At 46.3% G+C, this 12211-nt stretch carries 5 protein-coding genes; 1 reads left to right on the top strand and 4 read right to left on the bottom strand.

The features are described 5' to 3' along the window. Positions 1-10 precede the first annotated feature (10 nt). Positions 11-1333, top strand: a complete 1323-nt coding sequence (locus QTP81_RS08805; RefSeq protein WP_289364984.1) for a M24 family metallopeptidase — start codon at positions 11-13, stop codon at positions 1331-1333. 110 nt (positions 1334-1443) lie between these two features. On the opposite strand, the gene QTP81_RS08800 is transcribed toward QTP81_RS08805, so the two are convergent. The 4 genes from QTP81_RS08800 to QTP81_RS08785 form a co-directional block, all read right to left on the bottom strand. Further along, a complete protein-coding gene (locus QTP81_RS08800; protein ID WP_289364983.1) occupies positions 1444-5793 on the bottom strand; it encodes an alpha-1,6-glucosidase domain-containing protein in 4350 nt (1449 codons plus the stop codon). Between the two features lie 68 nt (positions 5794-5861). Next, positions 5862-8900 (bottom strand): TonB-dependent receptor, encoded by a 3039-nt coding sequence (locus QTP81_RS08795; protein WP_289364982.1) that lies wholly within the window; start codon positions 8898-8900, stop codon positions 5862-5864. 301 nt (positions 8901-9201) lie between these two features. Then, complete coding sequence (locus QTP81_RS08790; RefSeq protein WP_289364981.1) at positions 9202-10698, bottom strand: tryptophan halogenase family protein; 1497 nt, start codon at positions 10696-10698, stop codon at positions 9202-9204. A gap of 15 nt (positions 10699-10713) precedes the next feature. Then, positions 10714-12201 (bottom strand): tryptophan halogenase family protein, encoded by a 1488-nt coding sequence (locus QTP81_RS08785; protein WP_289364980.1) that lies wholly within the window; start codon positions 12199-12201, stop codon positions 10714-10716. Positions 12202-12211: the final 10 nt, after the last annotated feature.

The raw sequence follows: 12211 nt of genomic DNA, 5'->3' as shown, positions 1-12211 counted from the left end.
AAGGATACCTATGTTAAAACCCGTAATGCTAATGAGTTTGGCCGTTATATGTGGCGGTTATCAGTGCAGTTTAAGTGCCGCACCCTATGACTTCAAAGCCCCCTCGCCTTGGCCAGAAATTCGTAAACAGCGAATTGCCGATCTGCTTCCCAACGCAATGCAAAGAGCTGATATTGATGCATGGTTGATCGTTTGTCGCGAAAACAACAACGACCCTCTGGCCGATCATGTGGGTTGTGAAAATGCTGGGCAAACAGCGGTCTTTATGTTTTATTTTGCTCAAGAGCAATTTCGTTCAATTGCATTTTCACCCTCTGGTGAGTCAACTGCATTAGCAGAATTAGGTTTACTCGACAATGTTGAATCTATACCACGTGCCGGATCGGCAATACAAAGCGCCGCTGCATTTATTGCCAAACACGATTTCAAAGCTATCGCCATTAATATCTCAGATAGTAATGCCCAAGCGGATGGCTTGAGTTTTTCGCAGTATAGGCAGCTAATCGCTGCAGTTGGCCCCAAATATGCGCCTCGACTGATATCATCTGACACCTTGGTGTACGAATGGTTATCAATTAAGCTACCGCAAGAAGTCGATATCATGCGCTACGCCGCAAAACTCACTGCAGCATGGCAAATTGAAGCTTATCAGCAAGTTGTTCCTGGTGAGACCACCGATGCTGATGTCGCTGCGTTTTTGAAACAGAAAATGCAACAAGCGGGAGTGACTGACGCTTGGGCTCCAGACCAAAACCCCAATGTAAATTCAGGCACTGATCGCGGACATTCTCATGCAACTAATCGCATAATTACCGCTGGAGATGTTATCCAAACTGACTTTGGTATCCGTTTATGGGATCGCTGGGTCACTGATATTCAACGTTTTGCGTATGTGTTACCCGCGAATGAAACTAAAGTTCCTGAAGATATTTTGTACTACTGGAATAGTGCTAAACAAGGACGAGAGGCGGCTTATCAGGCCATGCAGCCCGGCGTCAAAGGCGTAGATGTTGATGCTGCACAACGCACAGTAATGGAAGCTACTGGCTCACTCCCCGTCATGTGGAGTACGGGTCATCCGGTGGGCTATGAAGCGCATGATACTGGGCCTAATTTAGGTGGCTCAAAAGCCGTTAGTGTACGCCCGGCTTCACAAAAAACGCTCGCTGAAGGCATGACCTTTGCGTTTGATGGTTTTTACAGTTGGTTTTTACCCGACGGTAGTCCGAAAACAATTTCCGTCGAAGAGATGGTGGTTATCACCGCCGAGGGCGCAGAGTATTTGATTCCACCGCAACAAGATTTAATACTAATTCCAACGCAAAGAAATTAGTCACGACCGGCCAGAACAATGCTCGTTTTGACATCATCATGCGTTTAATTATATGAGCAATAAAAAGGGGCTTTTCAGCCCCTTTTTAATTCTTACTTAGAGATGCACCACTACTGTTGTGTGACAGTAACCGCTGGTGCTCCTCTGACAGGCCCGGTGACCTCGAAGCGGAACGTTGCAGCTTCCGTTTCGATGCGCATGTTGTTATTACTGGTCGCCATTAAGAATGCGGTACCAATACTAACATCTGAGGGTTGACCATCAGGTGCACCTAAGTTCACCGTTGACCAGTCATCTGAAGCGACTTTAAATTCGACTGTACCCGCGCTCAATGTGATATCTACAGAGTATATGCCGTCACCTTGGTAGACTAACTCATCGTCAGTACCCCAGCCGTTCATACCACCACGTACATACACTGGAACACTTCCTAGGAACTCTTCCTTGAATACGCGTAGTAGTGGATTGTCAGCTGCTGCGTTATCCCAAGCGAACACATAAGATTCAGCATCCACAATCTCGATAAACAAATTGTCATTTGTTGGTGCCAACTGAGCGGCTTGCTCTAGTTCGACACGGCGGTCCGCTTCATCGGCGCTTACCGCACCTAAGTTAACCGTCGACCAATCATCAGTAGCGACTTTGAAGTCATAGGTACCCGCATCCATGTCAATGGCTACGGTATACAAGCCATCACCTTGGAAAGTGAATGGGTTGTCGGTACCCCAACCATTCATACCACCACGCAAGTACACTGGGTTGTCGAAGAATGGGTCGGCTTTACTGACCGTCAGTAGGATCTCGTCAGTGTCAGACGCATCTAAACTGAACTTGTAGCTAGTCGTTGTATCAGCGGTGAATACTAGGTTGTTGTTACTGGTTGCAACAACTTTAGCTTCATCTTCAGTTACGCCAGTAGGCTCCCCATCTGGAGCGCCAAGGTTAACTGCTGACCAATCATCAGAAGCCACTTTAAATTGCACTTCTTCACCGGCTGTTAAGTTAACTTCCACACTGTAGATACCATCGCCTTTGTATGCCATTGGGTCATCAGTTCCCCAACCATTCATGCCACCGCGCAGGTAAACTACTGTATCGCCGAATGGTACGATATCTGGTGCACCAGAAGTCGCATAGGCTGATAGGCCATAGCCTTGATCACCCATTTGAGGTTTAACAAATACCGCGATGGTCATCGCAGGTACATTGAACAAGCCATTACCCTCGTCGTCACCAACACCTTCTTCAAAAGACGCATTGCGCACAATTGGGTCGATTGAACTCATTTGCATCATATGCAATTCGAATCCAGTCGCAGTATTGACACGAATCGACTTGTCTTCAGTACCAGAGTTAACCGCTACAACAATCGCGTCGTAGTTCGCATCAATATCTTCAAGCACTACATCGCTATCTGGTGTAATACCATCATCAAGACTCATCAAGATAAGACCAGCTTGCTGACGGCTGCCGATATTGTGGAAGCCTAAGCGATTGATAATGTCTTGTGCATCAGTTAAACGGAACAGTGGACTATTACTGCGGATCTGCAACAACTCTTTAAAGACTTCTGAAGCGAACTCTATTTCAGTCATTGTTGCCGCACGCTCTGGCGAATAGATAAATGTTGCCATTTCATCCCAACGACCTTGGTTGTCTTGCGCTAACGGCAAACCAACATTCCAGTTATTGGTAGTCATGGTGAAATCAACATAGTTGAACCAATCACCTGCGTCGAATGTGTTGCGATCCATCGACTTCGAACGCAACATATCGCCACCCATTTGTAAGAATGGGATACCTTGTGCCATCAATGGCAAGCCAATACCGATGTTCTGGGCTCTTACTCGCTCTTCAAGGGTTAAATCTTGTGGCAAGGTGTAGTTGAATTGATCCCATAGTGTTTCGTTATCGTGCTTCGATACATAGTTGATAATGTCAGCCGGATCTTGCGCATAACCACCAAGCGAGCTAGTCGTTGTGGCCACACCACCTGAGGTTTCAAGTACGTAGTCAGACAATGTACCGGCAAGCGCTGACTTAATGCGATCTTGGGCATCAAGCGCTGCACCTTCGTCTTCTTCATTGAAGAATTGACCTTGGCGAATCGCTTCGCGAATACGGTCGTTAAAGGTACCGATTTCTGTACCTGCCATATTCAACTGATTCGCTTGCTCGTAGCCACGATCAATACGCGTCCAACCTTCACCATAGAAATAATTATCTGGGTCAATCGCTTGAACCGCATCACGTAAACGAACCATAGTGTCTTTACTCGCTTGGCTCATGATGTCGAAACGGAATGAGTCAAACTTATACTGTTCTGTCCATAGCACCAAAGAATCTTCCATGAACTTTTCGAACATCACATTGCGAGGCTCAGTGTCGTCACAGCATGTTTCACGAACAATTGAACCTGAGTCCACTTCGTAACGGTGATAGTAGCCAGGAACCACTTTATCAAGTACTGATTTTGAGAACACGCCAGATGCATTGGTGTGGTTATATACCACGTCCAGTGCAACGCGCAGACCCAAACCGTGTAGTGCTTGGTTCATCGCACGCATTTCGATAATACGCTCTACACCTTCTGGGCTTGAAGCATAGCTACCCTCAGGCGCATTGAAATGATGCGGATCGTAGCCCCAGTTAAACTGGTCAAAACCGCGCATATCACTTAGTAATTGCTGTGCCTTAGTGGGCTCTTGGATTGGATCGTAACTCGCGTATAAGTCGCCCAGCGTCATTGAAGAATCCGCTTCTTCACATACGCTAGCGTCGCGATTTAGGATACAAAGCTCACCCACTGTGCTGCTGAAATCAACCGTACGACTAACATCTTCTTCAATAGTCGCAATATCATTAGCAGGCAACATATGGAAGTGAGTAACGCCGGCTTCTGCCATACCACGTAAATATTCTACCGGCACACTACCGTCTTCGGTAAATGCTAAGTACTTACCACGGTTTGCTTCTGAAACGCTCTCATCACGAACACTAAAGTCACGGATATGACCTTCGTATATAACGATATCTTCAGGATTCGCAACAACAGGAATTTCGTGGCTATCCCAGCCCTCTGGCTTCAAATCTTCGTCATTTAAGTTAACAAAGCGTGAGAAACGGCCGTTGGTAGACAGTGATACTGAATACGGGTCTGTAACTTCAAGTATTTCAATTTGACCGGTTACTGGATGGTAAACCGTGACTTCATAGCGGTACAACGTGCGATCCAGTGACATGTCACCTTCGTAACTCCATACACCAGACGCTGGGTTTTCAGTCATGTTGTAAGCGGCGGCAAGCGTCTTATTGTCATTGTAAGACAGTAAACGAACGTTACGTGCAGTCGGTGCCCACACGGCGGCAGTGATACCGCCTGCCTCGGTGTAAACGCCACCCAACACAGCTTCGTTCGCGTCGTCTTCACCTGTAGTATAAACCTGATCGAGACCATTGGCGAGTTGCACACCCGTCGCAGCAATTAGCTTGCCTTCGGCATCATAACCTGCCAACGCAACTTGGGTTTTCATCACTGCTTTGGCGTCATCTGCTGTCCAGTCACCTTGGAATGCAGGGAAACCGGCAAGATGGGGTGCAATAGCAGCCTGCTCGTCAGTTAGCGTTACCATTTCAAGGTCGATTACAGTACCGTTTAAACCATCTTCCAGCGTTGCTTCTAAGTCTGCAGCGGCGGAGTAATGCAGCTTCATTGACTCGATGCCATCCATGTCTATAGCTGAAACAATAGTGTTCGCATCTAACCAGTGCGCCCCCATACCGTCGATTTCAACTGGCTGCTCACCCAAAGAGATAATTGGGAATTCAAATACCGTTGTTTCACCGGTTAACACGAAGTTCATCCGCGCAAAACGAGCATCGTCTTGGTCAAGCGGGCCTTTTTGGTCAGGACCTGGGTCTTTACCCGCATCATCAGTACCAATGTGTACGATAAAGTTATGGCAAGAACCCGCCGTGCCTGCATAACCTGGTTTCAAATCCAGAATCCAGTAGGCGCCGTAATTAGGATCAACACCGTCGTGGATTCGACCATTGGCCCATTCCGTATCAGGGTCGGCATAAGCATCACAAGCGTCGTTACTCCAAGTATGCAAACGCCAGCCATCGTAATCAGCATCAGAGGTATTCGTAGCCCCTGCTGCCGCACGGTTATAATATAAAACCGCTTGGTCATCAGCTGGGAAGAATACCGGATCTGGCAATGTTGGGTCTGCGCCAACTACACACGCATCGTTAGCCTCATTAGGTACTGTGGGAGGCGTGCATTGAATCGGAGGAGGTGGCACACAAGTTGAGCCAGTTTCATCTGGCACATTGGGTGCGTCACAGGTCAGTAGATTGTTGGTTCCACTTTCTATGTCGGAACCACCACAACCTGACAAAACAAGTGCAGAGAGCATTAAGATCATTAGACCTAATGCACGTGAACGATTAAACATAGGTAAATGCTCCAATGTTATTCTAAATTTTGGGATCGTATTACTACGTAATAATTTATTTTTAGTCATCATAATGAATACGTAAGCCCCAAGAAGTACTGCGTTCCGAAGAACTGGATGGTGCCGGTTTGCTCTTGCGAGCTGAAATAACTGCGGGTTGGCTCATCTGTTAAGTTGTTGATCTGGAATAGCACGCTCATGTTGTCATTAATTTCATAAGACGCTTGATAGTCAACAACGAGCTCTGAGTCGAAGTTTACAGTTTGGTCGTTTACTGCCACCTGTTCAGAAACGAACTCATCACGGAAACGTCCGCTTAAACGCGTTTCAAACCCTTCGTACTCCCAGAATACTGTTAACTGTGCAACGTTTTCTGATAGACCCGGTAAGCGACTAGAAAATACTCCGTTACCGGTTGCAAGCTGAATTTCACTCTCAGTGTATGAGTAGCTAGCACTTAAACCTAAGCCAGACCACATGCCGGGTAACATGCTGTAGATTTGCGTATAAGCCAATTCTAGACCGCGAATATAACCGCCTTCCGCATTATTGATAGCCGTATTGTAGGCACCATTTTCGGTTGGAACGGTAACGAATATTGGGTCACCGTTGGCGTCGCGCGCCAGCTCAGGAGTTTGCCCTGTAAATTCAGGTTCTAGGAAGACCGGTACTTGAACCTCGTCTGGCACGATAATGCCATTGGCTTCGAAGTCATAGGGATCAATGGCGACATTTTGAATAAACGATTCAATGTCTTTGTAGAACAAAGCAGCTATAAATGCACCGTCTGTCTCTTCAAAGTAATACTCGTAAGAAATATCAAATTGATTCGCATAGAAAGGTTCTAGGAACGGGCTGTTACGCGCAGAACCTGTCACTTCAGCAAACTGTTTTGACAAGATAATCTCGCCGCTATCACGATCCTGAATTGCTGAAATTTGCTCAACATTGGTCGATGCATTAGCTGCTAAACGATCAATATCAGGACGCGCCATTACTTTCGCCGCAGCAACACGCAATTGCGAATTATCGGTTAATGAGAAGTTCAAGTTGATACTAGGCAATAAATCCGAGTATTCATGTGAAATGATGTCTGGGCGATAGAAGTTGTTAATCAGACCCGCATCATCGGTAATGTTTTGTGCACCTTTTGTCGGATCACTGACTTCAATAGAAACACCTGTTTCAGGATCGTCGATAAAGCTCGTAGCACGTTGTAATGTTGTCGCAGATTGTTTCGTACTTACATAACGCACACCGATATTACCGGTAACCGGTAAATCGCCGATTTCGGTATCGATGTTTGCCATGAAATACGCTGAATTAACAGTTTCAAAAACATCACCGCTTTCTTGTACTGACCATGCCGTCGAAGGTCCAGTACCCGGACCGTTAATTACGCCAGCAGCGCCTGGGCCCCAGGTTTGGACGGGTTGTGGTACACCTGATGGGAACCATGCATTCAATGCCGAGTTCAGGTCAATAGATAGATAACTCGGGAAGTAACTGAAGTCCCCCGCCCAATTAACAACTTCAACCATATCTTGCGTTAAGCGCAACGGTGGCTGACTAGCTGAGAACGCGCCATCATTACCATACTCAAATACCGAACGGTCATTGCTGTACTCGCGGTCCGAATAACGCGCACCAAACTCAAGGCTTGAGAAAATGCCTAAATCCAACGCATATTGGAAATCCAAGCGATACGCATCTAACTCGTCTTCATTTTGGAAAGGATAAATACCGTACTTACTCACCATAACGCGGTCGATATCGGTAAACAAACCGGTTTGGTTGAATGCGACGTCTGGCAAGTCTAGGCCGTTGAGTAAATATGAAATCGAAATGTTTTCATCAAAGCGCGGACTAGCTACATTGGCATCTTCGCCTACCAAAGACCACAACAGACCATTGCGGAAATCACTTTCAGCTTTAGACAGTGAAATATCAAATTGCATTGACCAGTCGTCATTGATATCCCAATCACCATTAATACCGTAGCTTTCTACTTGGTCAAAGTCTTGGTTATCATCGTTCACTAGTTCAACGCGGGTAAAACTATCAGCCGTGCGAGTGAAGGTTCCGCCTATTACACTGCGATTAACCACAACAGGATTGGTGATTGATGTTGCCAATCCGCCCAGCTTGACCCGGAAACCACGCGCAAATGCTTCTGAATCGAATTTACTGATAAACGCGTCCGCTTTTAAAGTAAAGTTATCAACGGGCGCCCACTCAATTGCAGCAACATAGCCGTCACGGGTTTCTTCCCCGCCTTTGTGTTGCATTTCAAAACCTTCACTGATCAATTCACAGTTCGGTGCAATTGCTTCATCTGCACACTCGGCATTGGTGTATACGCCATCAACGTCAGTTACGTCGTTGTAGGCAAGACCGATAAACTGCACTGCTGTGCTCGGCTGATACAAACGTGCGTAACCCAACGCAACACCTAAGGTGTCATCCATAAACTTACCTTGGTAAGAGAAGCTTAAGCGATGACCGAACTCTTCACCGTCAGGAACCTCATCAGCGCGATCGTTAAACATACCACGTACATTCACATTGAATGTATGATCTTCGTCGTTTGATAAGGGACTTGCTGTGCGCAACTCAACGGTACCTGCCACACCACCTTCGATGAGCGATGCTTTCGGCGACTTGTAGACCGCTGCAGAGTTAATCAATTCTGAAGGGTATTGATCAAACTCAATTGAACGAGTTCCACTGGTAGAAACCTGCTCGCGACCGTTCAAAGTTGAGAATACAAAGCCACCCGATAAACCACGAATGTTGATTTCTGCAGCCTGACCACCGGTTCTCACTGCGGAAATACCGGGAAGTCGCGTCAGTGCATCAGCCATGGACACGTCGGGCAGACCGCCCAAGTCATCCGCCGACAATTGCTCAGAAACGGTATCGCCGAAACGCTTTTGATTGAGTGATTGGATTAAGCTTGTACTAAATCCTCGTACCTCAATGCGTTCAATTTCGTCCTCCGGTGTATCGGGGGTCTCAGCTTCTTGCGCGTACAGTGGCGAGCTGGCAAATGCCAAGCCACTGGCTACCAGTGCAGCTGTTATCAAACTGGGTTTGAATTTTTGCATGTGTTGTCCCGTTGAAGTTGTTAAAAAAGTGATGGTTTATTTAGCAGCGCCAGATAAAATTTCACCTTATTTTAATAATCACCTCATGGTACGCCCACAGCCCGCGCCCTACAACGATCTGCATACGTATTCAATTAAATTTATTAACTTTTACTTTACATCTGGGGTAATCAACAAATCCCAATTAACTCATTGATATATTGCAATAAATTTCAACTATGGGATTCAGATTGAACCAGAACGGTAAATGAGCGGTTTGTCATATATCAATGCAAAACCCAAACTTTAATTTACATTTTGTTTACATTATTCGGTGAACAAGTTGTTGTAAATTCTGGGCGTGAGGTTGGAAATTGAGTGCACAACCTTGGAGGAATGTTTCAATCCCCTGTTCATGGTACAAGTCCCCCTTACCCGGCTGTTCAGCCGCCAGTTTTGGGTATGCACCATACCCTGATAATAAGCAATGCCAGGATACCGAGCCAAAATGGCTTTCTAATTGTTGACGCTCAATTTCTTGTCGCAGATCTTGCTTGGTGAACCACGCATTGAGAATATGTCCAAGAGAATCGGAAAACTGGTTGTTCTCTCGGTTAGCTCGCCAATATTCAGAGTCGTTGCGTGTATTTAATTTGTAGTGCGCAACGATATAATCGCGAACGTGTTCAAAACGTTTACTCATTTGTTGATTAAAGACATCGCGATGCTGAGCAGTAAAGTTACCGGTTTGCCACTTGTCGATAAACATCTCAATACACACTTGAACCAGGTGCAATGCGGTAGCCTCTAGTGGCTCAATAAACCCTTGTGACAAACCTAACCCTAAACAGTTGTGGGCCCAATGTTGTTGTAACTGCCCCACTCGCATTTTAAGGTGACGCGCCTCTACATCATCAGCGACGCCCAGGGTAGTCCGAAGTTCCTTCTCAGCATCATCAGCAGTGACAAATAAATCACTGTAGACATAACCATTACCGGTGCGATTTTGCAGCGGGATCTGCCAGTACCATCCATGGCTTAGCGCGGTTGCGCGTGTTTCTACTGCCGGTATTGCTTGGGCAGACGTTGGAATGACCACTGCGGCATTATTAAATAGATTATTAGCAAAAGACTGAAACGGCACATTCAACGTTTTTTGAATTAACACTGCTGCAAAGCCAGTACAATCGATGAAAAAGTCTGCGCTAATAGTTTGGCCACCTTTGAGTTTAAGCGTGGCGATATCACCATTGTTGTGGCGCTGAACATCAACCACTTCGCCTTCTACGTGCCCAATGCCCTTGCTCTTTGCTTTATCGCGCAGAAAAGCACCCAGTAAATAGCTGTCGAAGTGATACCCATACTCCATGCGAAACGGAAAACTCTCTGGTGTAATGGGCCCCTTTTGCTGCTGCGCAAGTACCCCATTAAGCAAAAAATCTTCGGGTTTAGTGTGGGTGTTTAACCCCAAGCGCCGCGTATGACAATTGACTTCAAACGCGCGCTCAGTAAATGTATCTACCTGTGAAATAAAGGGGTGGCTATAACTCTCTATGCCTGATTGAGGACTCCAACCGGCAAAACGGATATTAACTTTGTAAGTCGCGTTGCACGCAGGCATCCACTCTGATTCAGCGATGTCACACAAGGTGAAGAAGCGTTTTAAAGTAGGGGTTGAGCCCTCACCCACACCAATAATACCAATATCCGGTGACTCAATTAGGGTAACTTGAATGGCTTCTTTAGGTAGCAGAGTAGCCATCAAATTCGCAGCCATCCAACCTGCTGTGCCGCCACCTAGAATTACTACTTTACGCACAACGTCAATCCTCAACTAGCGAGCACACATGCCATTGATATAATCATCATGGGTAGGCAATTTCGCAATGGGCTCTTGCTTGACCTTTTGGATCGACTCAAGCATCTGAATCAACTGCTCTTTTGACATGCCATTGGCGATTGGATGGTAGTCTTTAGGTTCAACACCCTGTCCCAATAACACTTGTAACCAAGAGCTTTCCAAGAACAAATCATTTCCCTCGCGATCGAGCTTACCCGTTTGTTCGAACAATGCCATTTTGTGTGTCAGTGAGCTTGGTACTTGTAACTCGCGAATATCGTCCCAAAACCGCATACCTTTTCGTTCATTGGCAATGTAGTGCAAAATAAGAAAATCGCGAATTTGCAGATACTCCGTTTCCGACTGTTGATTGTATTCAGCGACAGCTGCGGACTTTACCCCATCGTGCGGGAAGTACTGTGCTAAGCGCGTAATTGCCGACTGAATAAGGTGAATACTAGTTGATTCTAATGGTTCTAAGAAGCCACTCGATAATCCTACAGCCACTACATTCTTGTGCCACTGTTTACGGCGTCTGCCGGTCGTGAATTTAACCGTACGAGGTTCACCTATCGGCTGAGTGTCGAGGTTGGACATCAAAGTATGCGTGGCTTCATCTTCAGACATATAACGACTACAGAACACATGTCCATTGCCATTGCGATGCTGCAGCGGAATACGCCATTGCCAACCTGCTGGGCGCGCAATTGAACGGGTAAATGGCGCGGTCTTTTCATGTCTTTCTGATGGCACGGCTATCGCACTATCACAAGGCAATAAATGGCTCCAGTCGTCGTAACCCACACCGAGCTTCTGCTGAATCAACAAAGCGCGGAAGCCGGAACAATCGATAAAGAAGTCTCCCTCGATTACTTTACCGTCTTTGAGCTGCAAAGATTGAATAGAGCCATCCTCATGCGTCTGTACCTGCTCAACAATACCCTCTGTTCGCGTCACTCCCAGCTGCTCACTGATTGAACGCAAATAGCGAGCGTACAAGGCCGCATCAAAATGATAGGCAAAAGGCAGTTCAATGATAGAGTCTTTACTGTTTATAGGTGCAAACTTACCCGCCTCTGCGGCCAGATAGTTGAGATCATAAGACCATAGATCAGAGTTATGTCCCAGAGATCGTGCTCGCTGCCAAAAGTGGTGGAAGTGGCAAAATGCCATACTTTTGCCCGGCGCACCAAAGGTATGATAGTAACTTTCACCTTCTCGAAGCCAACCTTCAAACCGGATTGCTAATTTAGCAGTTGCTTTCGTTTGTTTGAGAAACTCATGCTCTGGTATGCCCAGCACTTGGTTTACGTGGCGGATCGGCGGTATCGTTGCTTCACCTACGCCAACAATACCGATATCTTCTGACTCAACCAATTCAATACTGATACTTGGGCCAATAATCTTCTGCAACAACGCCGCAGATAACCAACCCGCTGTACCTCCGCCGAGAACCACTACTTTTTTAATTGTATTTTGCATAATTTAAAAA

Origin of the sequence: Neoalteromonas arenosi, assembly GCF_030362855.1 — a bacterium.
GTDB classification, from domain to species: Bacteria; Pseudomonadota; Gammaproteobacteria; order Enterobacterales; family Alteromonadaceae; genus Alteromonas_E; species Alteromonas_E arenosi.
Note: the sequence above shows the minus strand (reverse complement) of the source record. Positions and strands in the feature narration are given on the sequence as shown.

Excerpts from the sequence above, each read along its gene's own strand:
- QTP81_RS08805 (WP_289364984.1), top strand. The coding sequence starts at position 11 with ATGTTAAAACCCGTAATGCTAATGAGTTTGGCCGTTATATGTGGCGGT.
- QTP81_RS08800 (WP_289364983.1), bottom strand. The coding sequence starts at position 5,793 with ATGTTTAATCGTTCACGTGCATTAGGTCTAATGATCTTAATGCTCTCT.
- QTP81_RS08795 (WP_289364982.1), bottom strand. The coding sequence starts at position 8,900 with ATGCAAAAATTCAAACCCAGTTTGATAACAGCTGCACTGGTAGCCAGT.
- QTP81_RS08785 (WP_289364980.1), bottom strand. The coding sequence starts at position 12,201 with ATGCAAAATACAATTAAAAAAGTAGTGGTTCTCGGCGGAGGTACAGCG.